This is a genomic window from Xylophilus sp. GW821-FHT01B05, from assembly GCA_038961845.1.
Classification (GTDB): Bacteria; Pseudomonadota; Gammaproteobacteria; order Burkholderiales; family Burkholderiaceae_C; genus Xylophilus.
The window spans coordinates 4,986,774-5,011,540 of sequence record CP152408.1 but is presented as its reverse complement, the minus strand read 5'-3'; the positions used below and the strand labels follow the sequence as shown (position 1 = coordinate 5,011,540).

The 24,767-nt window shown below is 68.1% G+C and carries 25 protein-coding genes; 9 read left to right on the top strand and 16 right to left on the bottom strand.

Features of this window, described 5'->3' with window-relative positions:
* Nucleotides 1-94 precede the first annotated feature (94 nt).
* A complete protein-coding gene (locus AAFF27_23455) occupies nucleotides 95-1,639 on the top strand; it encodes a methyl-accepting chemotaxis protein (GenBank protein XAH22915.1) in 1,545 nt (514 codons plus the stop codon).
* Between the two features lie 158 nt (nucleotides 1,640-1,797).
* Here the strand turns inward: AAFF27_23455 and AAFF27_23450 are convergent, their stop codons facing one another.
* Complete coding sequence (locus tag AAFF27_23450) at nucleotides 1,798-1,929, bottom strand: hypothetical protein (GenBank protein XAH22914.1); 132 nt, start codon at nucleotides 1,927-1,929, stop codon at nucleotides 1,798-1,800.
* A 64-nt stretch (nucleotides 1,930-1,993) separates the two neighbouring features.
* Between AAFF27_23450 and AAFF27_23445 the strand changes: the two genes are divergently transcribed.
* The 3 genes from AAFF27_23445 (at nucleotide 1,994) to AAFF27_23435 (ending at nucleotide 4,872) form a co-directional block, all read left to right on the top strand.
* Nucleotides 1,994-3,126 (top strand): IS630 family transposase gene (locus AAFF27_23445; GenBank protein XAH22913.1). Its coding sequence is split into 2 segments (ribosomal slippage): nucleotides 1,994-2,426 and nucleotides 2,426-3,126, totalling 1,134 coding nucleotides; the frame shifts between segments, so codons are not numbered across the junction.
* A 145-nt stretch (nucleotides 3,127-3,271) separates the two neighbouring features.
* Nucleotides 3,272-3,553, top strand: coding sequence for a helix-turn-helix transcriptional regulator (locus AAFF27_23440; protein XAH22912.1), 282 nt, complete (start codon nucleotides 3,272-3,274; stop codon nucleotides 3,551-3,553).
* Entirely contained in the window at nucleotides 3,550-4,872 is a 1,323-nt protein-coding gene (locus AAFF27_23435; GenBank protein XAH22911.1) for a type II toxin-antitoxin system HipA family toxin, read from the top strand. The genes AAFF27_23440 and AAFF27_23435 overlap by 4 nt, the downstream gene beginning before the upstream one ends.
* Before the next feature lie 81 nt (nucleotides 4,873-4,953).
* On the opposite strand, the gene AAFF27_23430 is transcribed toward AAFF27_23435, so the two are convergent.
* The 5 genes from AAFF27_23430 to AAFF27_23410 form a co-directional block, all read right to left on the bottom strand.
* Nucleotides 4,954-5,799 carry a PA4780 family RIO1-like protein kinase gene (locus AAFF27_23430; GenBank protein ID XAH22910.1) on the bottom strand — a complete coding sequence of 282 codons (846 nt, stop codon included), beginning with the start codon at nucleotides 5,797-5,799 and terminating at the stop codon, nucleotides 4,954-4,956.
* A gap of 20 nt (nucleotides 5,800-5,819) precedes the next feature.
* On the bottom strand, nucleotides 5,820-5,993 hold the full coding sequence (locus AAFF27_23425; protein ID XAH22909.1) for a hypothetical protein: 174 nt from the start codon (nucleotides 5,991-5,993) through the stop codon (nucleotides 5,820-5,822).
* Between the two features lie 540 nt (nucleotides 5,994-6,533).
* Nucleotides 6,534-7,769: a multifunctional CCA addition/repair protein gene (locus AAFF27_23420; GenBank protein XAH22908.1), complete on the bottom strand. Its 1,236-nt coding sequence runs from the start codon at nucleotides 7,767-7,769 to the stop codon at nucleotides 6,534-6,536.
* 14 nt (nucleotides 7,770-7,783) lie between these two features.
* On the bottom strand, nucleotides 7,784-8,467 hold the full coding sequence (locus tag AAFF27_23415) for a glutathione S-transferase family protein (GenBank protein ID XAH22907.1): 684 nt from the start codon (nucleotides 8,465-8,467) through the stop codon (nucleotides 7,784-7,786).
* A 28-nt stretch (nucleotides 8,468-8,495) separates the two neighbouring features.
* Nucleotides 8,496-9,068: a 5-formyltetrahydrofolate cyclo-ligase gene (locus AAFF27_23410; GenBank protein XAH22906.1), complete on the bottom strand. Its 573-nt coding sequence runs from the start codon at nucleotides 9,066-9,068 to the stop codon at nucleotides 8,496-8,498.
* Nucleotides 9,069-9,078: 10 nt separating this feature from the next.
* On the opposite strand from AAFF27_23410, the gene AAFF27_23405 reads away from it, so the two are divergent.
* A complete protein-coding gene (locus tag AAFF27_23405) occupies nucleotides 9,079-11,160 on the top strand; it encodes a transglycosylase SLT domain-containing protein (protein ID XAH22905.1) in 2,082 nt (693 codons plus the stop codon).
* 260 nt (nucleotides 11,161-11,420) lie between these two features.
* Complete coding sequence (locus AAFF27_23400) at nucleotides 11,421-12,362, top strand: serine hydrolase (protein XAH26309.1); 942 nt, start codon at nucleotides 11,421-11,423, stop codon at nucleotides 12,360-12,362.
* A 58-nt stretch (nucleotides 12,363-12,420) separates the two neighbouring features.
* Here the strand turns inward: AAFF27_23400 and kynA are convergent, their stop codons facing one another.
* Genes kynA through kynB form a run of 3 tightly spaced genes read right to left on the bottom strand, consistent with a single transcriptional unit; the run spans nucleotide 12,421 to nucleotide 15,238 of the window.
* Nucleotides 12,421-13,278, bottom strand: coding sequence for a tryptophan 2,3-dioxygenase (gene kynA / locus AAFF27_23395; protein ID XAH22904.1), 858 nt, complete (start codon nucleotides 13,276-13,278; stop codon nucleotides 12,421-12,423).
* A gap of 1 nt (nucleotide 13,279) precedes the next feature.
* The gene (gene kynU / locus AAFF27_23390; protein XAH22903.1) at nucleotides 13,280-14,566 is read right to left on the bottom strand and encodes a kynureninase; all 1,287 of its coding nucleotides are present in this window, start codon (nucleotides 14,564-14,566) and stop codon (nucleotides 13,280-13,282) included.
* Between the two features lie 18 nt (nucleotides 14,567-14,584).
* Nucleotides 14,585-15,238 (bottom strand): arylformamidase, encoded by a 654-nt coding sequence (kynB, locus tag AAFF27_23385; GenBank protein ID XAH22902.1) that lies wholly within the window; start codon nucleotides 15,236-15,238, stop codon nucleotides 14,585-14,587.
* A gap of 96 nt (nucleotides 15,239-15,334) precedes the next feature.
* Between kynB and AAFF27_23380 the strand changes: the two genes are divergently transcribed.
* From AAFF27_23380 to AAFF27_23370, 3 genes are all read left to right on the top strand, one after another.
* Nucleotides 15,335-15,529, top strand: coding sequence for a DUF2905 domain-containing protein (locus tag AAFF27_23380; protein ID XAH22901.1), 195 nt, complete (start codon nucleotides 15,335-15,337; stop codon nucleotides 15,527-15,529).
* A 10-nt stretch (nucleotides 15,530-15,539) separates the two neighbouring features.
* Nucleotides 15,540-16,487, top strand: coding sequence for an ROK family protein (locus tag AAFF27_23375; protein XAH22900.1), 948 nt, complete (start codon nucleotides 15,540-15,542; stop codon nucleotides 16,485-16,487).
* A gap of 72 nt (nucleotides 16,488-16,559) precedes the next feature.
* On the top strand, nucleotides 16,560-17,540 hold the full coding sequence (locus AAFF27_23370; GenBank protein ID XAH22899.1) for a tripartite tricarboxylate transporter substrate binding protein: 981 nt from the start codon (nucleotides 16,560-16,562) through the stop codon (nucleotides 17,538-17,540).
* Here AAFF27_23370 and AAFF27_23365 read toward each other — a convergent pair.
* The 7 genes from AAFF27_23365 to AAFF27_23335 form a co-directional block, all read right to left on the bottom strand.
* Nucleotides 17,537-18,043 carry an ureidoglycolate lyase gene (locus tag AAFF27_23365; protein ID XAH22898.1) on the bottom strand — a complete coding sequence of 169 codons (507 nt, stop codon included), beginning with the start codon at nucleotides 18,041-18,043 and terminating at the stop codon, nucleotides 17,537-17,539. The two genes, AAFF27_23370 and AAFF27_23365, sit on opposite strands and share 4 nt — an antisense overlap.
* Nucleotides 18,040-19,317, bottom strand: a complete 1,278-nt coding sequence (locus tag AAFF27_23360; protein ID XAH22897.1) for a Zn-dependent hydrolase — start codon at nucleotides 19,315-19,317, stop codon at nucleotides 18,040-18,042. The genes AAFF27_23365 and AAFF27_23360 overlap by 4 nt, the downstream gene beginning before the upstream one ends.
* Nucleotides 19,318-19,321: 4 nt before the next feature.
* The gene (locus AAFF27_23355; protein ID XAH22896.1) at nucleotides 19,322-20,518 is read right to left on the bottom strand and encodes an amidase; all 1,197 of its coding nucleotides are present in this window, start codon (nucleotides 20,516-20,518) and stop codon (nucleotides 19,322-19,324) included.
* Nucleotides 20,519-20,720: 202 nt separating this feature from the next.
* The gene (locus tag AAFF27_23350) at nucleotides 20,721-21,752 is read right to left on the bottom strand and encodes an ABC transporter ATP-binding protein (protein ID XAH22895.1); all 1,032 of its coding nucleotides are present in this window, start codon (nucleotides 21,750-21,752) and stop codon (nucleotides 20,721-20,723) included.
* Nucleotides 21,745-22,857, bottom strand: a complete 1,113-nt coding sequence (locus AAFF27_23345; protein ID XAH26308.1) for an oligopeptide/dipeptide ABC transporter ATP-binding protein — start codon at nucleotides 22,855-22,857, stop codon at nucleotides 21,745-21,747. Before AAFF27_23345 ends, AAFF27_23350 begins: the two co-directional genes overlap by 8 nt.
* A gap of 26 nt (nucleotides 22,858-22,883) precedes the next feature.
* The gene (locus AAFF27_23340; GenBank protein ID XAH22894.1) at nucleotides 22,884-23,771 is read right to left on the bottom strand and encodes an ABC transporter permease; all 888 of its coding nucleotides are present in this window, start codon (nucleotides 23,769-23,771) and stop codon (nucleotides 22,884-22,886) included.
* Nucleotide 23,772: 1 nt separating this feature from the next.
* Entirely contained in the window at nucleotides 23,773-24,726 is a 954-nt protein-coding gene (locus tag AAFF27_23335) for an ABC transporter permease (protein ID XAH22893.1), read from the bottom strand.
* Nucleotides 24,727-24,767 lie beyond the last annotated feature (41 nt).

Below are 24,767 nucleotides of genomic sequence, written 5' to 3'. Positions count from 1 at the left end.
GTCATACCGTGTAATCGCCACATATGTAACAAAAGGCTTAATGCTGCACACGCTGTTTCACGACGGCGGTCTTGTCCACTCCCAGGAGCCAAGTGTGCGCATCAATGAACCTGTCACGCAGCGCGAGTTCGAATTCCCGGACAACGCCACCCTGATGTCGACCACCGACACGCAGAGCCACATCACCTACGCCAACGCTGCCTTCGTCGAGGTCAGCGGCTTCAGCCGGGAAGAGATCCAGGGCCAGCCGCACAACCTGGTGCGCCACCCGGACATGCCGCAAGAGGCCTTCGCCGACATGTGGGCCACGCTCAAGGGCGGCGAGCCCTGGACCGCGCTGGTGAAGAACCGGCGCAAGAACGGCGACCACTACTGGGTGCGCGCCAATGCCACGCCGGTGGTGCGCAACGGCCGGCAGGCGGGCTATATGTCGGTGCGCACCAAGGCCTCGCGCGAGGAGATCGCCGCCGCCGAGGCGCTGTACGCCAGCTTTCGCAGCGGCAAGGCCGGCAGCCGCCAGTTCCGCAAAGGCCTGATCGTGCGCAGCGGCCTGCTGGGCTGGACCTCATGGCTGCAGACCATGCCGGTGCGCTGGCGCATCCGCTCGGCCTTGCTGGCCATGCTGCCGGTACTGCTTGGCGGCGCCTGGGCGCTGGGCCTGGGTGGCGCTGCCCTTGGCGGCTTTGCCGGCGTGGCGGCCGCCGCCGCGCTGCTGGCCACCTGGTGGCTGGAGGCGCAGATCGCGCGCCCGCTGGAAGAAATGCGCGACCAGGCGCTGCGCGTGGCTTCTGGCGAAAGCCAGAAGGCGGTGCACATGGACCGGGTCGACGAAATCGGCATGACCTTGCGCACCATCAGCCAGCTGGGCCTGATGTTCCGCTGGCTGATCGACGATGTAAGTGAGCAGGTGCTTACGGTGCAGGCCGCCGTCAACGAGATTGCGCAGGGCAATGACGACATCAGCGTGCGCACCGAGCAGGCCGCCAGCAGCGTGCAGCAGACCGGCTCGTCCATGAGCCAGATGACCGCCACCGTGGCCAGCAACGCCGAGATCGCCACCCAGGCCAACCAGCTCTCCAGCTCGGCCAGCGAGGCCGCCACCAAGGGCGGCCGGGCCATGTCGGAGGTGGTCGCCACCATGACCGAGATCACCCACAGCTCCAAGAAGATCGCCGACATCATCGGCGTCATCGACGGCATCACCTTCCAGACCAACATCCTGGCCCTCAACGCCGCGGTCGAGGCCGCCCGCGCCGGCGAGCAGGGCCGTGGCTTTGCCGTGGTGGCGGGCGAGGTCCGCAGCCTGGCCCAGCGCAGTGCCGAAGCCGCCAAGGAGATCAAGGGCCTGATCAGCGCCAGCGTCGACAAGGTGGAATGGGGCTCGCGCCTGGTCGATGACGCCGGCAAGACCATGGACGAGATCGTCTCGCGTGTGAAGCGCGTCTCCGACCTGATCGCCGAGATCAGCTCGGCCACCATCGAGCAGAGCGACGGCATCACCCTGGTAGACCGGGCGGTGAACGACCTGGACGACATCACCCAGAAGAACGCCGCGCTGGTCGAGCAGACCGCAGCAGCCTCGGCCAGCCTGAAGCAGCAGGCCACAAGGCTGGTGGAGGCGGTGAGCGTTTTTAGGTAAAAAGTGCCTGTAGCCCAGGTGCCGACTGGGCTGGTAGCTATCTATTTGATAGTAATGGTGTTTTGCCATCGCTGTGAGCCGGGACTCGCCCGATAGCCGTCTGGGTCGTCAATCCATGCCTGTCGTGCCCTGGCGGGCCATGCAAACCTAGTGTCGCGTCAAGCATGATCTGCCGGTGTGCGCTTGCCCTCGCCGCGCATCGCTGCGTTGCAGCCCTTGCCCAGGCGTAAAGCCTGGGCGGCGGCCCGCGCCTTGCGCTGCACGCCGATGCCTTCGCACCCATCCGTCACCTCACGCTTGACGCGACACTAGTGTCGCGTCAATCCTAAAACGTCGGCAGAAGACAATAGAGGGATGGAGCATTACACAGTCAATCTGAGCCCGGAAGAGCGGGAGCAACTGAGCGCGCTGACACGCAAGGGAGCGCACAAGACGAGCGAAGTGATCAATGCCTTGATCCTGCTCAACTGCGACCGCTCGCACAGCAGCCGCGAGCACAAGACCAACAGCGAGATCGCCCAGTTAATGGGCGTGAGCGAGCGCAAGATAGACCGGCTCAAGAAGCGCATGGTGGAAGAAGGTCTGCCAGCCGCACTGCAGCGCAAGCGGCCCGAGCGCAGCTACCTGCGCAAGATCGATGGCGAGCTAGAGGCTCGCCTGATCGCCCTGAGCTGCGGCGAGCCTCCGCAGGGCAGCGCCCGTTGGAGCCTGCGACTGCTGGCCGATCGGGCGGTCGAGCTCTCCTACGCAGACAGCCTGTCGCACGAGACGGTGCGCAAAACCCTTCAAAAAACGAACTCAAGCCCTGGCGCAAGATTGGCTGGGTGATCCCGCCCAAGGACAACGCGGCCTTCGTGGCGGCGATGGAGCAAGTGCTTGACGTCTACTGCCGCCCCTACGACCCCGCACACCCGGTGGTGTGCATGGACGAGACGCCGCGCCAACTGATAGGCCAGACGCGCCAGCCGATAGAAGCTGCACCTGGGCGGCCTGCGCGCGAGGACTACGAATACGAGCGCCAGGGCCACTGCAACGTCTTCATGGCCTGTGAGCCATTGGCGGGACGGCGCATCACGCAGGTCACCGAACGCAAGACAAAACCCGACTGGGCGCACTTCGTCAAGGAAATAGCCCAGGCCTGGCCCGAGGCGCAGCGCATCACCCTGGTCATGGACAACTTGAACACCCACACTGCGGGCGCACTCTACGAGACGTTTGTGCCCGAAGAGGCCAAGGCATTGTGGGATCGCTTCGAGTTTGTCTACACGCCCAAGCACGGCAGTTGGCTCAACATGGCCGAGATTGAACTCAACGTGATGATTGGCCAATGCCTGGACCGGCGTATCGACTCTATCGAGACCATGCGCTCGGAGGTTGCCGCCTGGCAGCAGCGCCGCGACAACCTCAAGGCCAAGATCAACTGGCAGTTCACCTCTGAGGATGCTCGGGTCAAGTTGCTCAGGCTCTATCCGACTATTGAGGCTTGACGCGACACTAGGAGATCGCCGCCTGGAGTGCTGCACCACGTCGATCATTGAATAATGCTTTATATGCTATAAATATCCGGGGCTCATCCATATTTTTAAATGGAATTCTGAGCGTTTCGGGTGATTTTGATAGCAAATACAGCACATGAACACACTGCTTGACCTTGGTCGATCACTTGCGCTTCTGCGCAGGGAGCGGGGTATGACGCAGAAAGAGCTGGCTTCTCTGTGCGGCATGGGGCAGTCGACGCTGGCGCGCTTCGAGACGGGGGGCGTGGCCGAATTCGGCTCTCGAAAGCTCCTACGGTTGCTGGAGGTCTTGGGCTATGAGATGCGCTACGTGCCCATGAAGCGCGAGTTCACCTTGGACGATGCGCTGGCGGAGCGGCAGCGGGACTTTGCGAGCGACAACAGGGAGCAGAGATGAAGGTCCATGTCTTCGTGCACGACAAGCCGGTGGCCACTCTGGAGTCCACCGACGGGTTCCGGCACGTCATGGCCTACCACCCTGACGCTGCGCCCGAGCAGTTCGTCTCGCTGCTCATGCCGGTGCGCACGGAGTCCTACGCCTATCCGGATTTGCATCCTGTGTTCCGGATGAATCTGCCAGAAGGCTTCTTGCTGTCCATCCTGCAGGAGCAACTCGGGCCCCACGTTGGCGCATCGCCGCTCAACCTGCTCTCTGTGGTGGGGCGCAATGCCATTGGTCGAGTCAAAGTCGCGGCTCCCGGAGCCAATCCAACACAGCCGCCCGTGCCCTTCGAGCTTGCGTCCATCCTGCGGGGGGACAACTCCGAGGCGGCCTTTGTTGAACTGGTTCGCAGGTACGCCATTTCAGGGGTGTCGGGCGTCGTTCCCAAGTTCCTGTCGCCCCATACGCTTGAAGCCTTTGGCAAGGGAACCCTGGCGACCGACCGCCACATCATCAAGGGCACCACCGCCAAACTTCCAGGTGTGGCGCTCAACGAGCACTTTTGCATGGAGGTTTCGCGCCAGGCAGGTATTCCAACGGCGCAGACGGAAGTGTCCGACGACGGGCAGGCGCTCGTGGTGCACCGATTCGACTTCGAGGCTGACGGCATCACCCGCAAGGGGATGGAAGACCTGTGCAGTCTGCTGTCGCTGCGACCCGAGGAGAAGTATCAGTCGACTTGGGAGCGCGTAGTCAGCCGCATCAAGGACGTAGTGGCGGATGCGGCGCAGCAAAACGCGGCGCTTTCGCAACTGGCGGACCTGCTGCTGCTGACCTATGCCCTGCGCAACGCGGACTGCCACACCAAAAACATCGCGCTACTGTACTCATCGCGCGACAACATCAGCCTGGCGCCGGTCTACGACATGCTGACGATCACGGTGTACGAAGACTATGCGAAGAACCCGCCGGGCATGTCGGTGGAGGGGCGAAGCACCTGGGCGCCCGGCCGGGCCCTGGAGCGGTTTCTGCAAGTGCGGTGCGGGGTCATGCCCGCACAGACCCGAGAGCGCGTGGAGCGCATATGCGAGGCCATGGTGAGCGTCACGCCGAAGGTCATCGAGGCGATAAACCGCTATCCATCCTTCCATGAAACGGGGAGGCGAATGCTGCATGCGTGGAATGCGGGGATGAACAGCCTGCGTCTTCAAAGAAGCTGGAGCCTGCCGTCATTGGCCACTGCAATTGAAGAAGCAGGCTTTGCTGCCGTGAAGCCGGCAGTGCCCACGCCGGCGGAGAAGATGGGCCGCTCGCCACTCTTGGGGCGACGCTGAAGGCTGTTTTTTTAAAGCAGCGCCCTTCACCCGCCGCCGGCAAGGCCAACAAGCCTTCGTGCAGTCGGCGGGCTTGAGTCGTCAGCCCCCCGCCATCCGCAAACGCCGCGCCGCTTCCTCGTCCCGCGCGTCATCCACTTCCCGCAACACGCCGCCCAGGTCCACCGGGCCGCTCTCGCCCACAAAGATGCCGGTCAGCACCGTGTCTTCGCGCAGCGTGCCGTGCTGGTACAGCTGCCAGATCTCGTCGCCGTAGTGGGTGTGCAGCAGCTCGGGCGCGAACTGGCCGAAGAAGCCGCGCAGGTTGGCGACGTCGCGGCGCAGCATGCGGCCGGCGTGGTTGTTGCCGGCGGCGTCCACGGCCTGGGGCAGGTCGATGATGACCGGGCCGTCGGCCGCCAGCAGCACGTTGAACTCGGACAAATCGCCGTGCACGATGCCGGCGCACAGCATGCGCACCACCTCGGTCAGCAGGCTGGCGTGGTGCCGGCGCGCGTCCTCGGGCGTGAAGACGACGTCGTTCAGGCGCGGCGCGGCATTGCCTTCGGCGTCGGCCACCAGCTCCATCAGCAGCACGCCGTCGGCGAAGTTGTAGGGGCGCGGCACGCGCACGCCGGCGGCGGCCAGGCGGAACAGCGCATCGACCTCGGCGCTTTGCCAGGCGGCCTCGGTGGCTTGCCGGCCAAAGCGCGTGCCCTTGGCCATGGCGCGCGCCTGGCGTGTGTTCTTGACCTTGCGGTTTTCGGTGTAGTCGACGGCCTGGCGGAAGCTGCGCTGGGTGGCGTCCTTGTAGATCTTGGCGCAGCGCGTTTCGTCGCCGCAGCGCACCACGTAGACCATGGCTTCCTTGCCACTCATGAGCTGGCGCACGACGGTGTCGATCAGGCCTTCTTCGATCAGTGACTCTAGTCTTTGGGGGGCTTTCATCGGCCCATTGTGCGCTGTGGCTACAGAGCGCTCTCGCTGGCCTGCGCCTGGCGCAGGGCCTCTTCCAGCGCGGCCAACTCTTGCTCGCGCTGCCGCTTCTCGGCCTGGGCCAGGGTGGGCGTGTCGCGCATGAACTGCTGGCGCGCCCAGCGGAGCTTGAGCGTGAGGGAGGCGGCGGTTTCTTCGGTGGGCATGGGGGCTCCTGGCAATGGCGGATTAGAGCACCCGGCGTGCTTCGAGCACCGGGCGGGGTGGTTTTAGCAGCGCCGTCTCAGTAGCATCCTTTTCAAGTTCTTTGAGCTATCCCAGGGGTGGTTGCCTTTGCAGGCGGCGGGTGCCGGGAGTTCGCCCCGGCGGGCGAGTAACTTTCTCTTGCGTCGCCAAGAGAAAGTCACCAAAGAGAAGGCGACCCCGCTGTGGCGGTCTGCTTCGCAGACTGCTCTCCGGTGCTCGGTGCGGGCAGGCGGCTGCGGAACTCGCTGCGCTCAAACAGTCCTCGCCGGCCCTTCGCTGCGCTGCGGGCAACCTGCCCCCACCTCCGCTCCTCGACGCCACAGAGGGGACCCCGGATAGCCAGTCGGGCCGTCGCTGCGCTCGGCCTTTGCATTACTCCCCGCTGGGGGAGGGCTGGGGTGGGGGCCGGCTGTTGGGATGTTGGCTGCTCGGCTGCCGCCCGCCGTCGGCAAGACACGAGAACTACCGAACAAATCACAAGACCTTGAAAGGGATGCGTTTCAGTAGCCTGCGCCTGCCACCGCAGCCACCCGCGCCGCCAGGATGCGCGCGCCAATCTGCGGCCCGCGCGCGCCGCTGCTGGCGGCGGCTGCCGCGACTGCGGCGGTGTCCACGCTTTGCGCGGCCTGCAGCCCGGCCAGCAGGCGTGGCCGTTGCGGGTAGGCCGCGCCTTGCTTGCCACCGCGCCCGCGCGCATCGCATTCGCAGGCCAGCAGTGCGTCGGCAAAACGCTGCGGCCGGCGCCAGGCGTCGCAGCGATCGAGCAGGCGCACCAGCGCGGCGGCGTTGAACTCGCTGCTGCGGTGGATGTTGCCGTGCTCGCGCGCGACCACGTCGGCCAGCTCGCGGCAGTCGGCGGGCACGCGCAGGCGCTCGCACACGCCTTGCAGCAGCTCGGCGCTGCGCTGCTCGTGGCCGGTGTGGCGCGGCAGCACGTCGGGTGGCGTGGTGCCCTTGCCCAGGTCGTGGCACAGGCAGGCAAAGCGCACGGCCAGCGGCGCCTGCAGCTGGGCCGACATGTCCAGCACCATGCCCAGGTGCACGCCGGTGTCGACCTCGGGGTGGTAGTCGGCGCGCTGGGCCACGCCCCAGAGCCGGTCGGCCTCGGGCAGCAGGCGGGCCAGTGCGCCGCAGTTGCGCAGCACCTCCAGCATGCGCGAGGGGCGCTGCTCCATCAGGCCGCGGCTCAGCTCCTGCCAGACGCGCTCGGGTACCAGGGCGTCGACCTCGCCGTCTTCCACCATCTGGCGCATCAGCGCCTCGGTTTCGGGGGCGACGGTGAAGTCGGCAAAGCGCGCGGCAAAGCGCGCCAGCCGCAGGATGCGCACCGGGTCTTCGCGGAAGGCGTCGGTGACGTGGCGCAGCACGCGCGCGGCCAGGTCGCGCTGGCCGCCATACGGGTCGACCAGGCCGTCTTGCCCGCTGGCGCCCACGGGCTGGGCGATGGCGTTGATGGTCAGGTCGCGCCGCGCCAGGTCTTCTTCCAGCGTGACCTCGGGCGAGGCGTGCACGGCAAAGCCGTGGTAGCCGCGCGCGGTCTTGCGCTCGGTGCGGGCCAGCGCGTATTCCTCGCGCGTCTGCGGGTGCAAAAAGACGGGGAAGTCACGGCCGACCGGCAGATAGCCTTGGGCCGCCATGGCCTCAGGGGTGCTGCCGACGACGACCCAGTCCACGTCCTGTACCGGCAGCCCGAGCAGGGCGTCGCGCACGGCGCCGCCGACCTTGTAGACCTGCATCGCGTTGTGCCTTGTCAAGATCGCAGCCGGTAAGGCTCCTCGAAGGTGAGAAAGTCCTTCTCGGCCAGCGCGCCCTCGATCCAGGCCGCCACGCCGGGCAGGGCGGCAACGCGGCCGACATAGGCGCGGATGGGCTCGGGCAGCGGCAGCGCGTAGGTAATCAGGCGCATGCAGACCGGGGCGAAGAAGGCGTCGGCAATGGTGAATTCGCCAAACAGCATGGGGCCGTCGTGGGCGTCGAGCAGGGCGGACCAGGTGTCGACCAGGTGCGCCACGTCGGCACGCAGGGCGGGCTGGTCGCGCCAGAGCAGGGCGCCGACTTCGGGCAGGTGCGCCTCGATGTTCATCGGGCAGTGGCTGCGCAGGGCGGTGAAGCCGGTGTGCATCTCGCAGACCACGCTGCGGGCCCGGGCGCGTGCGGCCGGGTCGGTGGGCCAGAGTTGCTTGTCGGGAAAGCGCTCGGCCAGGGTTTCGGCAATGGCCAGCGAATCCCAGACCGCCAGCGGGCCGTCGAGCAGCACCGGCACCTTGCCGGAGGCGCTCAGGCCTTGCAGCGATTGCTTGAACTGCGAATCAGGCTCGAACGAGTCGAAGCGCACCAGGCGCTCTTCAAACGCAATGCCGGCCTGGCGCATCAGCACCCAGGGGCGCATGGACCAGGACGAGTAGTTCTTGTTGCCGATCAGCAGGGTGAACATGGGGCTTTCCGTCAAACAGGGGGAATTCTCAGACCGGCCAGACCACGCCGTTGTCATTGAGGATGGCGTCCAGCGGTACGTCGTGCGCCTCGGGCTCGAAGTCGGGCAGAAAGCCCTGGCCAAAGCCCAGGCCGACGGTAAAGGGCTTGGGGCTGAGCGAGGCCAGCGTGCGGTCATAGAAGCCGCCGCCATAGCCCAGCCGGTAGCCGCCCGCGCCATAGCCCACGCAGGGCACGAACAGCAGCGTGGGCACGACTACCTCGGTGTTCTTGGGCTTGGGGATGGCGTAGGCGTCTTCTTCCATCGGGCAGCCCGGGTACCAGACGTGGAAGGTGAGGGTGCCGGCCACCTTGTCGACCACCGGCAGGCCGATGCGGCGGCGCTGCGGCTCGCCTTGCAGCTCGCCGTCTTCCTTCCAGCGGTGCAGCGCGGGCAGGGGGTCAAACTCGCCCTTGATCGGCCAGTAGGCGCCAATGACGGCGTCCGGGCGGCCAATGAGCCAGATCCGCATCACCCGCTGCAGCTGGTCGGCGCGCTGCAGGCGGTCCGGCAGGTTCAGTCTTTCTTCGATCAACGCCCGGCGAACAGCTGATTTGTCCATAATTCCCTTGATGAAATTCCCGAAGATTCTGACATCCGCCCTGTGGGCCTGCCTGTTGGTGGGTAGCGGGAGTGTGGCGCAGGCCCAACCCTTGCCCACCGCGCGCACCGATGACGTGCTGCTGCAGATGAACCAGGCCTTCCGCCGCGGCGACCGTGACCGCCTGGCGCAACTGCTGCCGCTGGCCCGCGGCCACACACTGGAGGCCTGGGCCGCCTACTGGGAACTCAAGGTGCGCCTGGAAGAGGCGCAGCCGGCCGAGGTCGACGCCTTCCTGGCGCGCTGGGCCGGCAGCTACCAGGAAGACCGCCTGCGCAACGACTGGCTGCGCCTGCTGGGCCAGCGCCGCGACTGGCCGCGCTTTGCCGATTTGTATCCGCAGTTCCGCATGAACGACGACCGCGAGGTGCGCTGCTACGCGCTGCTGGTCGGCACCCTGCGCAGCGGCACGCCGCTGGCACCCGAGCAGCTTGACGAGGTGCGCCGCAACTGGTGGGGCCTGCGCGAGGCCGACGACGGCTGCACCCTGGCCGCCTCAGAGCTGTACAGCGCGCGCCAGCTGGGCGCCGCCGACATCTGGCGCAAGGCGCGCCTGGCCATCGACGCCAACCGCCCGCGCGTGGCGCGCAATGCGGTGCAGATCGTCGCGCCCGAGGCCTCCAGCCTGGTCACGCAGATCAACGACAGCCCGATGCGCTTTCTGATGTCGCAAGCCACGGTATCGGGCAGCACGCGCAAGGAACTGATCGCGCTGGCCCTGCTGAAGATGGGCAGCACCGATCCCGATACCGCCGCCGCCCAGCTGGAAGGCAAGTGGGGCGTGCAGATCACGGCCGAAGAGCGCAACTGGGTCTGGGGCGCCATTGGCCGCCAGGCCGCCACGCGGCTGGCGCCCAACGCGCTCGACTACTACGCCCGGGTCACCAAGGACGCCGACCTGAACGACGAAATGATCGCCTGGAAGGCCCGCGCCGCGCTGCGCGCCGGCAACTGGCGCGAGGTGCTGGCCGCCACCGCCGCCATGGACGCGCCGCTGCGCAGCGACAGCACCTGGGTCTACTGGCGCGCCAAGGCGCTGCTGGGCGGCGGCGCACTGGGCCCGGCGCCCGTCGCCACCGCGCCGCAGGCAGAGACCGCCGCCGAGCCGGCCGCCGCCACCGTGCGCGGCCAGCCGCCAGAGGCGCGCCGCGCCGAGGCCCAGCGCCTGTTCGAAAGCATCGCCAGCCCGCGCGGCTTCTACGAGCAACTGGCGCTGGAAGAGCTGGGCCAGCGCATCGTGCTGCCGCAGCGGCCGCTGCCGCCCACGCCCGAAGAGCGCGCCGCCGCGCGCAGCAACCCATCGCTGGCGCGCGGCCTGTACGCCATCCAGCTTGGCCTGCGTAGCGAAGGCGTGCGTGAATGGAACTACGCCACCAACCTGCACGACAACGGCGGCATGGGCGACCGCGAGCTGCTGGCCGCCGCCGAGCTGGCCTGCCAGAACGAGGTCTGGGACCGCTGCATCAACACCAGCGAGCGCACCAAGAACCTCTTCGACGTGGCCCAGCGCTTCCCCATGCCGCACCAGTCCCAGGTGGTGCAGCGCAGCCGCGCCATTGGCATCGACCCGTCTTACGTCTACGGCCTGATCCGCCAGGAGAGCCGCTTCATCACCGACGCGCGCTCGGGCGTGGGTGCCTCCGGCCTGATGCAGGTCATGCCCGCCACCGCGCGCTGGACCGCCAAGAAGATCGGCCTGGACGGCTTCCGCCCCGAGCAGATCAACGACCGCGACACCAACATCGCCATTGGCACCGCCTACCTCAAGCTGGCGCTGGACGACTTCCAGGGCTCCATGGCGCTGGCCGCCGCCGCCTACAACGCCGGCCCCGGCCGCCCGCGCAACTGGCGCAATGGCCCGGTGCTGGACGCCGCCATCTGGGCCGAGAACGTGCCCTTCTCCGAGACGCGCGACTACGTGAAGAAGGTGCTGGCCAACACCACCACCTACGCCGCCATCCTGAGCGGCCAGGCGCAGTCGCTGCGCGCGCGGCTGGGCACCGTCGGGCCCAAAGACCCGAACTTCGTGGAGCCGAACAAGGACCTGCCTTGATGCCCACGCGCTGAATAAACGCTGTCTAAATTGATAGCGGTAAGCCGGCGGTTTACCTGTGTTTCAGCATGTTTTGTACCTGAAATATAGGTGGCCCTACGGCATGTCGCTATCTATTTGATAGTTATGATCTGCGGCGCAGCCACCGCCGCCTGCCATTCCCCACCTCCTGAGTCATGACGACAGATATCTCTTTTTCGCTCGGCGCGCTGTGCGCGTCCGGGCTTCGCGCCGTGTCGCGCGCTGCCTTGCCGCTGGCCATGGCCGCCGCGCTGGCCAGCCTGCCGCTGGGCGCCAGCGCTGCCGCGCACAAGCATTCCCGTGCTGCCGCAGCGCACCTGAAGAAGGCCGGCAAGGCCAGCAAGGGCGTGCGCAATGTGGCGTTCGAGCCGCGCGCGCCGCTGGGCCACGGCCCGTTTGCCGCGCCGGCGCTGCGCTCGTCCATCGCCTACATGGTGGACCGCGAGTCTGGTGAGGCCCTGTTCGACAAGAACTCGCACGCCGTCGTGCCCATTGCGTCGATCACCAAGCTGATGATGGCCATGGTCGTGCTCGATTCCAAGGCGCCGCTGCCCGAGCAGATCCGGGTTACCGACGAAGACCGCGACGCCGAGAAGAACACCGGCTCGCGCCTGTCGGTCGGCTCGGTGCTGTCGCGTGAAGACATGCTGCACATCGCCCTGATGGCCTCAGAGAACCGCGCCGCCGCGGCACTCTCGCGCTACTACCCGGGCGGGCGCCCGGGCTTCATCGAGGCGATGAACCAGAAGGCCCGCGCGCTCGGCATGGTCGATACGCACTTCGAGAACCCGGCCGGCCTGTCCAGGCTCAACGTATCGAGCGCGCGCGACCTGGCCAAAATGGTCGATGCCGCCTACCAATACCCGCTGATCCGCCGCTTCTCCACCGACCCCAGCCACGAGGTCCATGGTGGCCGGGGCGTGCTCCATTACCGCAACACCAACATCCTGCTGCGCGACCCGAGCTGGGAGATCGGCGTGCAGAAAACCGGCTTCATCAACGAATCAGGTATTTGCCTGGTGATGCAGGCGACCATCCATGGGCGCCCGGTGGTCATGGTGCTGCTGGATTCCACCGGCCGGCATTCCGACTTTGCCGATGCCAGCCGCCTGCGCGCGCTGCTGGCCAAGGGCGAGCTGCGCGTAGGCAAGGCCGAGGCCGCGCGCGACGGCAATTCTTGAGGGGCAGCTCTGTGACTTTCCCGGTCACGCGCAGGCACTGCGCCGGCCGGCCGGGCCCCTACAGCTGCGTGCGCAAGCTCCATACTTCCGGGAACAGCACCACCTCCAGCATCTTGCGCAGATAGCTGGTGCCGCCGGTGCCACCGGTGCCGCGCTTGAAGCCAATCACCCGCTCCACGGTGGACACATGGCGGAAGCGCCAGAGCCGGAACGAGTCTTCGATGTCGGTGAGCTTCTCGCCCAGCTGGTACAGGTCCCAGTGCTGCTCGGGGTGGCGGTAGACCTCCAGCCAGGCTTGCTCCACGGCTTCGCTCGGCTCGCGCCGCTGGCTGCAGTCGCGCTGCAATTCCTCGGCGGGAATGGCGAAGCCGCGCCGCGCCAATAGGCGCAGCGATTCGTCGTAGAGCGAGGGCGCCTCGTAGGCCGCCTGCACCGCGGCCAGCAGGTCGGGGCGGTGCTCGTGGGGCTTGAGCATCAGCGGGTTCTTGTTGCCCAGCGCGAACTCGATGCAGCGGTACTGCCAGCTCTGGAAGCCGCTGGAGGCGCCCAGGTAGGGCCGCATGGCGGTGTACTCGGGCGGCGTCATGGTGGCCAGCACGCTCCAGGCGTGCACCAGCTGCTCCATGATGCGGCTCACCCGCGCCAGCATCTTGAAGGCCGGCGCCAGCTCGTCGGCGGCCACGCAGCGGATGGCGGCGTGCAGCTCGTGCAGCATCAGCTTCATCCACAGCTCGCTGGTCTGGTGCTGCACGATGAACAGCATCTCGTCATGCGCGGGCGACAGCGGCTTTTGTGCCGACAGCACGGCGTCGAGCTGCAGGTAGTCGCCATAGCTCATCGACTTGCTGAAGTCGAGCTGGGCTTTTTCCTCGGTGACGATGCGCGAGGGGTCTTGCGGGGGCGTGTCGTGGGTCATCTCAGGTGACAGCGTGCTGTTGCTTGAACTCTGGCCGGCGCCACTCGCCGCTGGTCAGCACCTCGCGCAGATGCTCGGCCGCATGCCACACGTCCTCAAAGCCCACATACAGCGGCGTGAAGCCAAAGCGCAGGATGTGCGCATGCCGTGCGCCGTCGCCCGCGCGGTAGTCGCCGATCACGCCGCGTGCGATCAGCGCCTGCACGATGGCGTAGGCGCCGGCGTCATCCTCGCCGCCCCAGCTCAGGCTGACCTGCGAGCCGCGCTGCGCATGCGCGCGCGGTGTGGCCAGGCCCAGGCCGTGGCCGGCGCAGCGCTCTTCCACCAGCGCAATGAACAGGTCGGTCAGCGCCAGCGACTTGGCGCGCAGCGCTGCCATGCCGCCCAGCGGCTCGGCGGCCAGCAAGGTGTCCAGCCCGCACTCGAGCGCGGCCAGCGCGATCTGCGGCTGCGTGCCGCACAGGTAGCGCGCAATGCCGGCGGCCGGCTCGTAGCCGGGCACAAAGGCAAAGGGCCGGGCGTGGCCCCACCAGCCCGACAGCGGCTGGCGAAAGCGCTCGGCATGGCGCGGGTGCGCCCAGACAAAGGCCGGGGCGCCCGGGCCGCCGTTCAGGTACTTGTAGCCGCAGCCCACGGCAAAGTCTGCATCGGCCTCTTGCAGCGCCACCGGCACCGCACCGGCGCTGTGCGCCAGGTCCCACACCACCAGCGCGCCGGCGGCATGGGCGGCGGCGGTGATGGCGGCCATGTCGTGCATGGCGCCGGTGCGGTAGTTGACGTGGGTCAGCATCAGCAGCGCCAGGCGGTCGTCGAGCGCGGCGGCGATCTCTTCGGGCTCCACCAGCACCAGCTCCAGGCCGCGCTCGCGCGCCAGCGATTCGGCAATGTAGAGATCGGTCGGGAAGTTGCTGCGCTCGCTGACGATGCGCTTGCGCCCGGGCGCGTCCTGCGCGGCAATGGTCAGCGCCGCGCTCAGCACCTTGTACAGGTTGACCGAGGTGCTGTCGGTGGCCACCACCTGGCCCGGCCCGGCGCCGATCAGGCGCGCAATCTTGTCGCCCAGGCGCTGCGGTGCGGTGGCCCAGTCGGCCGTGTTCCAGGCGCGGATCAGCTCGTGGCCCCACTCCTGCGTCACCACCTGGGCCACGCGGGCCGGTGTGGCGGCGGGCAGCGCGCCCAGCGAGTTGCCATCAAGGTAGAGCACGCCCTTGGGCAGGGTGAACAAATCGCGCAGGGCGCGCAGCGGGTCTTGCGCGTCCAGGCGCAGGCAGTCTTGCAAGGTGGTCATGGGGTGCGGGGGAAGAAATCAGGTCAGTGAGCGCAGAACGGCGCGCACGGGGGATGCGTCAGCCGTGGCCAGCCGCAGCGGCAGCGCGATCAGCTCGTAGTCGCCCTCGGGCACGTCGTCGAGCAGCAGGTTCTCCAGCACGCGCAGGCCGCGGCGGCGAATGGTCTGGTGGCTGTCCAGCGTCTTGCTGTCGGCCGGGTCGATGCTGGCGGTGTCTATGCCTATCAGCTGCACGCCGGCATCGGCCAGGCGCTCTATGGTGTCGGGCGCGAAGCCGGCCAGTGCGGCGTCCCAGCGGTCTACCGGCATCTGCGCATAGGTGCGCACCAGCACGCGTGGCGGCAGCTTGTGCGCGGCGTGGGCAATGTGTTCCCAGCGCACCAGCGGGCCGCAGCCAATGGCATGCACCACGCGGCAGGGGCCGAGATAGGGCGCGAGGTCCAGCGCGCCGATCGGCACGCCCTGCGGGTCGTAGTGCAGCGGCGCATCGGCATGCGCGCCGATGTGGGGCGACAGCGTGATCGTGCTCAGGTTGACCGGGCAGGCGGGCGTGATGCGCGCCAGCCATTCCTGGCGGTAGGGCGCATCGCCCGGGAACACCGGGCTGCCGGCATGCACCGGCGGCGAGATATCCCACAAGCGCGGGGCGGTGAGGGGCGTGGTCGAAGACATGGGCCTGACGCTATCACCGCAAAAAACCGCGTGGTGTCGGTTATTTCCAACAGGCCCTGGCCATCGCGCAGAATGCGGCCTTGCCTGCCCGTTGCCATGATCCGTCTCTACCTCGTCGTCTTCCTCGTCCTTATCCTGCTCAGCTGGGCCGCGCCCTGGCTGCGGCGTTTTGGCTTGGGCCGGCTGCCGGGGGACCTGCACTTTCGGCTGTTTGGGCGGCAGTGGGACGTACCCGTCACCAGCACGCTGTTGATCGGCGTGGTGGCCGGCCTGGTCGCCAAGTTTGTTTGAGGAAGCACCCATGCATGCCTGCGTCGATATCGGTGGAACCAAGCTGGCGGTAAGCCTGGCGCAGCCTGGCTCGCGGCAACTGCTGCACCGCCGCGCCGAGCCCACCGCCAAAGAGGGCGCGCCCGATGCGGTGGCGCGGCAGATCCTGCGGCTGCTGGGCGATGCCTGCGCAGAGGCGGGCATCACGCTGGCGGCGATCCGGGGCGTGGGGGTGTCCTCGGCCAGCCCCTTTCTGATGCGCGACGGGATGATCGAGGTGGCCACGCCCAATATCTGCGGCGGCCTGGCCGGTGCCGACCGGGGGCTGCCCAATGACTGGACCTCGTTCCCGCTGGAGGCGCCGCTGCGCGCCCACTTTGGCGCCGGCGTGCCGGTGCGGGTAGAGAACGATGCCGTCGCCGCGCTGGAGGCCGAGCGCCGCTGGGGCGCGCTGCGGGGCGTGGACCACTGCGCCTATGTCACCTGGAGCACCGGCGTGGGCATGGGCCTGTGCGCGGACGGCCGCGTGCTGCGCGGCAAGAACGGCAACGCCGGCCATGGCGGCCACACCTTTTCCAGCGGCAGCTATGAAGACCCGCTGTGCGGCTGCGGCAACGTGGGCGACCTGGAGTCATTGGTGTCGGGCACCGCCATGGGCCGGCGCTTCGCGGGCCAGGGCTTTCATGATGCCGCCGCCTTGCTGCAGGCCGCGCGCGCTGGCGAGCCAGCGGCGGCGGCCATCGTCGACGAGCTGTGCCACATCCTGGGCCGGGCGCTCTACAACGTGGTGGCGCTGCTGGACCTGCAGCGCATCAGCCTGGGCGGCAGCGTGTTCTGGCACCACCGCGAGCACCTGCTGCCGCGGCTGCAGGCCGAGCTGGCGCGGCACTTGCCGGCGCTTACGGCCGGGGTTGAGCTGGTGCCGGCCGGGCTGCAGGACAAGGTGGGTGACTACGCGGCCTTGGCGCTGGTCGATTGATTTTCGGGAAACCCCTCTTTGGGAGGGCAGGGCCCAGGCGCAACAATGGGCAGGACTGAAGGAGTCCCCTGAATGCATGTTGTTCCCCTGAGCCGTAGACGTTTTTCGATTGCCGCTGCCGCCACATTGGCAGCCCCCGCCTTTGCCCAGGCGCCCTGGCCGCAGAAGCCGATCCGCATCATCGTGCCCTACACCCCGGGCGGTTTCACCGACCAGATGGCGCGGCTGTTGCAAGTGGGCCTGCAGCAGCGCCTGGGCCAGCCGGTGGTGATAGACAACAAGCCGGGTGCCAACAGCATCATCGGCGTCGATGCGGTGGCCAAGGCGCCGCCGGATGGCTACACCTTTGGCGTGGTGATCGCGGCCTTCTCGGCCAACACCACGCTCTACCCCAAGCTGCCCTATGACCCGGCCAAGGACTTGCGCGGCGTGGCGCTGATGGGCGTGTCGCCATTGCTGGCGGCGGCGGCCATCCAGGCGCCGTTCAAGACCGCGCGCGAGCTGGTGGACTATGCGCGCGCCCATCCGGGCAAGGTGAGCTTTGGCTCGTCGGGCAATGGCTCGGCCGTGCACCTGACCAGCGAGCTGTTCAAGCTGCAAACCCAGACCGACATGGTGCACGTGGCCTACCGTGGCGCGGCGCCGGCGCTCAATGATTTGCTGGGTGGCCAGATCCAGTTCTGCTTTGATGCGCCCACCGGCTTGATCCCCTCGGGCAAGGCTGGCAAGGTGCGCTTGATTGGCGTGGCGGGCGACAAGCGGTTGCCGGCGGTGCCCGATGTGCCAACCTTCATCGAGCAGGGCTTTGCCGGCTTCACCGGCAGCACCTGGGCCGGCATGGTGGCGCCGGCCGGCACGCCCGACCCCATCGTGCAGCGCATGGCAGAAGAGGTCACGCGCATCGTGCGCAGCGAAGAGACGCGCCAGCGGCTCGACGCCATGGGCACCTTCCCGGCCGGCGGCACGCCGGCTGAATTTGATGCCTTCATTGCCGCCGAGACGGCCAAGTGGGGCAAGGTGATCCGCGCGGCCGATGTGAAGGTCGACGGCTAGCCAGCCAGGCTCACGCGCCATGCCTGGCGCAGCGGCACCAGGTCGCAATCCACCACCGGCCCCCGCCGCTCCAGCACCAGCACATCGATAGGGCCCAGCGTCAGCAGCGGGTGGTGCCAGGTGCCGCGGCGCAGGGTGATGCCTTGGCCGGGCTCGACGACAAAGGCCTGCAGTTGGGCTTCGTTTGGGCTGCCGTCGGCGGCGCTGGGGGCGACCACGGCCAGGCAGCGGCCGCTGCCCAGCGGCACGAAGGTCTGGCTGCCGAGTGCGTGGCGCTCCAGCAGGCGCAGCGACCAGGGCGCGGCATGCTCGGGGCCAGCGGTGCGAAACAGCGTGAGGCAGGGCGCACCGCCTTGGGCCAATAGATCGGGCGGCGACTGCGCATCAAAGCGCTGGGCGCTGCCGCCGTTGATGGCCAGGCCGGTGTCTTGCGGCACCAGCAGCGCTTCGCCAAAGGGCGCAAAGGCCTCGCGCGTGAGCGGCTGGGCCTGCAGCGTGTTCACCGCGCGTGGGCCAGCATGGCGTGCAGCAGCACGTTGGCGCCGGCGGTGAGGTGGGCGGGCTCGGCCGATTCGATCTCGTTGTGGCTGATGCCGTCCTTGCAGGGCACGAAGATCATGGCCGTGGGCGCCTTGTTGGCGACATAGACGGCGTCGTGGCCGGCGCCGCTCACCACTTCCATGTGGGCCAGGCCCAGCGTGTCGGCGGCGTCGCGCACGCTGGCGACGCAGGCCGGCGCGAAGTGGCAGGGCGGGAAGTACACCACCTGCTCTATCGACACCTGCGCGCCGGCCGCGCTGGCGATGCTGGTGCAGGCGGCCTTCAGTGCCGCGTCCATGGCCAGCAGGCCTTCGTCGGTGAGGTTGCGCAGGTCTACGCTGAACTTGACCGTGCCGGGAATGGTGTTGCGCGAGTTGGGCAGCACCTGCATGAAGCCGACCGTGCCGCGCCCGTGCGGCGCCTGGTCAAGCGCGATGCGGTTGACCTGCTCGACGATGCGTGCAGCCACCAGCAGCGCGTCGTGGCGCAGCGGCATGGGCGTGGGGCCGGCGTGTGCTTCCATGCCGGTGACGACCACGTCGTACCAGCGCTGGCCGAGCGCGCCGGGCACCACGCCGATGGTGAGCTCGTGCGCCTCCAGCACCGGGCCCTGCTCGATATGCGCCTCGAAGTAGGCGCCGAACATGCCGCCCGGCACCTCGCCCGCGGGCTGGGTGCCGGCGTAGCCGATGCGCTGCAACTCGTCGGCCACGGTCTTGCCGTCGATGTCGGTGGCGCGGTGCGCATGCTCCAGCGTGAAGGCGCCGGCAAAAACGCCCGAGCCCATCATCACCGGCACGAAGCGCGAGCCCTCTTCATTGGTCCAGGCGATCACCTCGATCGGCGCGGCGGTCTCGATGCCATTGGCATTGAGCGTGCGCACCACCTCCAGCCCGGCCAGCACGCCGTAGTTGCCGTCGAACTTGCCGCCGGTGGGCTGCGTGTCGATGTGGCTGCCGGTGGCGACTGCCGCGCGCGTGGGGTCGGTGCCGGCGCGGCGGGCAAAGATGTTGCCGATCTGGTCCACGCGCACCGTCATGCCCTCGGCCTTGCACCAGGACACGAACAGGTCGCGGCCCTGGCCGTCGAGGTCGGTCAGGGCCAGGCGGCAGACGCCGCCCTTGTCGGTGGCGCCGATCTCGGCCAGATCCATCAGCGACTGCCAGAGGCGGTCGCCATCGGTGCGCAGCGTGGCGGCGGTAGTGGGAGCGGGGCGGGTGGGGGCAAGCAGGGACATGGGATCAGCTTTCAAGAAGTTGGGCGGCCAGGGCGATCAGCGATTGGTCGCTGCCCGGCGGGCCGATCAGCGAGAAGCCCAGCGGCACGCCATCGATGGACATGAGCGGCAAAGAGAGCTGCGGGCAGCCCGAGAGCCCGGCCAGGCACAGCATGCGGATGGCGCGGTTGCGGTAGTCGTCGAGCGAGGCTTCGGACTCGGCCAGCAGCGGCGCCACCTGCGGCATGCTGGGCAGCAGCAGCACGCCGTCTTCGCCCAGCAGCGTGTGCAGGCGCTGGCGCAAATCGCGCTGCACGGCGCTATGCGTGGCGATGTTGGTGGGCGCCACGTCGCGCGCCCAGGCAAAGCGATCGGCCACGCCCGGGCCCAGCTGCAGGCCGTAGCGCTCTATGGTGGCGCCCTGGCTTTGCCAGGCCTGCACGCCTTGCAGGTGGCGAAAAGCCCAGTACAGCGTGTCGAAGGCGATGCCGCCGGTGGCCTGCACGGGAGTGGGCGTGCCCAGCACCAGCGCCAGTCGGTCGAGCGTGGCAGAGAACAGCGCCTGCACCGCAGGGTCGAGCAGGCCCAGCACGTCGGCGGCTACCAGCCAGCGTGGCCGCAGCGGCAGCGGCGCGCTGTCTTCGCCCAGCAGCACCTGGCCCACGCGGGCAAAGGTGGCAATGTCGCGCGCAAACCAGCCGCAGGTATCAAAGCCCGGCGACAGCGGCATGCAGCCCGCCAGCGAGATGCGCTCATGCGTGGGCCGCAGGCCGATCAGCCCGCAGTGGCTGGCCGGCGCGCGCACCGAGCCGCCGGTGTCAGAGCCAATGGCAAAGTCCGCCAGCCCGTTGGATACGGCGGAGGCCGAGCCCGAGCTGGAGCCGCCGGTGATGCGGTCTGGCGCGGCGCCGTTGCGCGGCGCACCAAAATGCGCGTTCTTGCCGTTCATGGAGAAGGCCAGCTCGTCGGTCACCACCTTGCCGACAAAGGCCGCGCCTGCTGCCAGCAAGCTGTCCACCACCGGCGCCGATGCGGGCTTGATGCCCGACAGCGCCAGCACATGCGGGTTGCCGCAACCGGTGGGGTAGCCGGCCACGTCGTAGATGTCCTTAATGGCAAAGCAGAGACCCGACAGCGGGCCGGCCGCAGCATGCGGCGTGCCGCCGGGCGGCGCGGGGTAGGGGACAAAGCAGTGGGCGGGGGCGGCGCTGGTGTCGGTCATGCCATTGGTCTCCTTTTGAAGAAAATAGGCCTCTAGCCCAGGTGGTACCTGGGGGTATAGCTATCATTTTTGAAGTGCTGCCGGGGTGGCTCAATGCCGTTCGCCCTGAGCCTGTCGAAGGAGCCTGCCCTGAGCCTGTCGAAGGGCTTCGACAAGCTCAGCCCGAACGGTGTTGTGTCATGCATCGCGAAAGCATCCATCGTCATGCCGGCAGGGCATGCACGGGCACCACGCCGGCCTGGATCTCTTCCAGCCGCAGGCAGCGCGCGCTGTGGCCGGTGCCCAGCACTTCTTCCGGCGGCTGCGTGCTGCGGCAGGCCTCGTCGGCCCAGGCGCAGCGCTCGGCAAAGGCGCAGCCCGCGGGCAGCTTGGACAGATCAGGCGGCGAGCCCGGAATGGTCTGCAGGCGCTTGCCCTTTTGCATGGCACCGTGGCTGCGGCTGCGCAGCAGCGACTGGGTGTAGGGGTGGCGCGGCTTGGTCAGCAGCGTGGCGGCCGGGCCTTGCTCGACGATGCGCCCGGCATACATCACGGCCATGCGGTCGGCCACCTCGGCGGCGGCGCCGATGTCGTGGGTGACAAAGACAATCGCCAGCCCCATTTCTTGCTGCAGCTCGCGCAGCAGCAGCAGGATCTGGATCTGCACCGTGGCGTCAAGGGCGGTGGTGGGCTCGTCGGCCAGCAGCACCTGCGGCCGGCAGGCCAGGGCCAGCGCGATCATGGCGCGCTGGCGCATGCCGCCCGACATCTCGTGCGCATAGGCGGCCAGCCGCCGCTCGGGGCTGGGGATGCGCACTTTCTCAAACAGCGCCAGCGCGCGCGCATGGGCCTCGGCCTTGGAGACGTTCTCGTGGCGGCGGATGGTCTCGATGATTTGCGCGCCCACCGGGTAGACCGGGTCCAGCGCCAGCAGCGGCTCCTGGAAGATCATGGCCACCCGCTTGCCGCGCAGCGCGGCCAGGGCGGTGGAGGACATGGCCAGCACGTCTTCGCCGGCGACTTCGAGCTGGCCGGTGATGCGCGTGCTGCGCTCGGCATGCAGCCGCATGATGGCGCGCAGCGTCACGCTCTTGCCCGAGCCCGATTCACCGATCAGCGCCACGACCTCGCCCTGGCGCAGCTCCAGGTCCACGCCGTTGACGGCCTCGATGCGCTTGCCCGGCGCGTGGAACTCGACCTTCAGGTTCTGCATGCGCACGGCCAGCGCGGCCTTGTGTTGTGCGGAATCAGCCATGGCGGGCCTCCGGGAAGATGTCGGGCAAGGTGCTCAGCGCAAAGGGCACGGCCGACGCGGGCGCGGCGGTGGTGGGGAAGTCTGGCGTCGGGTCGTAGTCTGATTCGGGCTGCCAGCGCAGGCAGGCCACGCCGTGGCCCGGTGCTGGCTCGACAAACGCGGGCATCTGCTGGCCGCACACCGGCTGGGCAAAGGCACAGCGGGTGTGGAAGCGGCAGCCCGGCGGCGGATCGATCGGGTTCGGTGGGTCGCCCGACAGCGGTGCCTCGGTGGTGCGCTGCAGCGGGTCGGTGCTGGGCATGGACTGCAGCAGGGCGCGGGTGTAGGGGTGGCGTGGCGCATCGAACACCTGCTCGGCCGGGCCAACTTCCACTACCTGGCCCAGGTACATCACCAGCACGCGGTCGCTCACGTAGCGCACCACGTGCAGGTCGTGGCTGATGAAGAGGTAGGTCAGGCCGAAGTCGCGCTTCAGGTCTTCCAGCAGGTTCAGCACCTGGGCCTCTACCGACTTGTCGAGCGCGGACACGGCCTCGTCCAGGATCACCAGGCGTGGCTCCAGCGCCAAGGCGCGTGCGATGTTCACGCGCTGGCGCTGGCCGCCCGACAGCTCATGCGGGTAGCGGCCGGCAAAGCGCGCCGGGTCCAGGCCCACGCGCGCCAGCAGGTCATGCGCACGGTTCAGGGCCACGCGCGCCGACACGCCGTGCACCGTGGGGCCGAAGGCCACCGAGTCCTCGATGGTCATGCGCGGGTTGAGCGACGAGTAGCTGTCCTGGAACACCATCTGCGTCTGCCGGCGAAATTCACGCAAAGGCAGCCCGCGCGAGCCCACCGTCTGGCCGTCGAATATCAGCTCGCCCTTGTCCTGGCGGGTCAGCTGCATCAAGAGGCGCGCGGTGGTTGACTTGCCGCAGCCGGATTCACCGACCACGCCCAGCGTCTCGCCCTTTTTGATGTCAAAGCTCACGTCGTCCACGGCGCGCACGGCCGGGCGCGGGCCGCGCAGGCCCAGGCCCTTGCGCTTGAGCGGGAAATGCTTTTGCAGGTGCTGCACGCGCAGCAGCGGCTGGCGCGGGCCGCCCAGGTCGCGCGGGTCGGCCAGGGCGGCGGGGGTGATGTTGGAGATGCTCACGACTTGACCTCCATGGCAGAGCGCAGGCCGTCGGCCAGCATGTTGAAGGACACGGATGTGATGAAGATCAGCGCGCCCGGCAGCGCGGCGATCAAGGGCTGGCTGTAGATGGCCGTGCGCAGGGTGTTGAGCATCAGCCCCCATTCCGGCTGCGGCGGCTTCACGCCCAGGCCCAGAAAGGACAGGCCCGAGGCCAGGATCATGGCGACCGAGATCAGGCTGGTGGAGTAGACAAAGATCGGCCCGACCACATTGCCCAGCACATGCCGGCGCACGATGGTGAAGGGCGATGCGCCCGATGCGCGGGCTGCGTCCACATAGTCGCTGCGGCGCACCTGGGTGGTGACGCTTTCGGCAATGCGCGCGATCTGCGGCACAAACACCACGGTGAGCGATATCAGCGCATTGGTGATGCCCGCGCCCAGCGCGCCCGACAGCGCAATCGCCAGCAGCACGGAGGGGAAGGCATAGAGCACGTCGATGCAGCGCATCACCACCGTGTTGACCTTGCCGCCCGCGTAGCCGGCCAGGATGCCGATGCCGCCGCCGATCACAAAGGCCATCAGCACCGGCGCAATGCCCATGAACAGCGACAGCCGCCCGCCCAGCATCAGGCGCGACAGCATGTCGCGGCCCAGCTCGTCGGTGCCCAGCGGGAAGCCCGGCGTGCCAACCGGCCGCAGGCGCTTGAACATGGAGGTGGCAAACGGGTCGGCCGGCATGAGCCAGGGCGCGAGGATTGCCGCCAGCACCAGCAGTGCGATGACGGTGGCAGCGCCCATCGCAACAGGGTTGCGCACCAGCCGGCGCAGCACGTTGGCGCCGTGGCTGCGCGAGCGCTGTACGGGCTGGGTCAGGATGGGGGAGTTGAGTACGGCGGACATCTCAAGCCCTTTCAATGCGGGGGTCGAACACGGTCTGCAGCACATCGACCACCAGGTTCAGCGCCACGAAGAACAGCGCCAACACCAGAATGGTTCCCTGCAGCAGCGGCAGGTCGCGCTGGAAGATGGCCTGGTTCAGCAGAAAGCCGGTGCCGGGCCAGGCGAACACCGTTTCGATCAGGATCGAGCCGCCCAGCAGGTAGCCCAGTTGCAGGCCCATCACGGCCAGCGCGGTGGGCGCGCAGTTCTTCACCACGTGCTTGAACACGCCAAGCTCGCCCAGGCCGCGCGCGCGCAGCCCGATCACGAACTCTTGCGACAGGATGTCGGCCACCAGCGCGCGCACCGTGCGCGCGACGATGCCCATGGGAATGAAGGACATGGTGATGGCCGGCAGCACCATGTACTTGATGTGCTCCAGGTCCCACTTCCAGGCGCCCGAGCCATCCGGCCCGGCGCCGGTGGCGGGCAGCCACATCAGCTGCGACGAGAACACGATCACCAGCACCATGCCCAGCCAGTAGTGCGGCACGCTGACACCAATCACCGAAATGAAAGAGGCCGCGCGGTCGGCCCAGGAGTTGCGGAAGTAGCCCGCCACAAAGCCGAACAGCGCGCCAAAGAAGAAGCCGATCAGCGTGGCCATCGCGGCCAGCATGAAGGTGTTGCCCACGGCCTTGAACACCTCTTGCGCCACCGGGCGACTGGTGGCGATGGAGGTGCCCAGGTCACCATGCAGCGCGCGCCACAGCCAGTGGGCGAATTGCTCCGGCAGGCTGCGGTCAAAGCCGTAGAGCTTCATCATCTGCTGCTGCAAGTCGGCCGAGGCATCCGCCGGCAGGATCGCCACCAGCGGATCGCCCGGCGCGATGTGCACCAGCATGAAGCACAAGAAAGACACGCCAAGCATGATGGGCAGGGCGTAGCCCACGCGGCGGAGAAGGTAGGCAAGCATCGTGGGCTTTCTTTTTTTGCTGGATCGGCAACCGTTCCAAC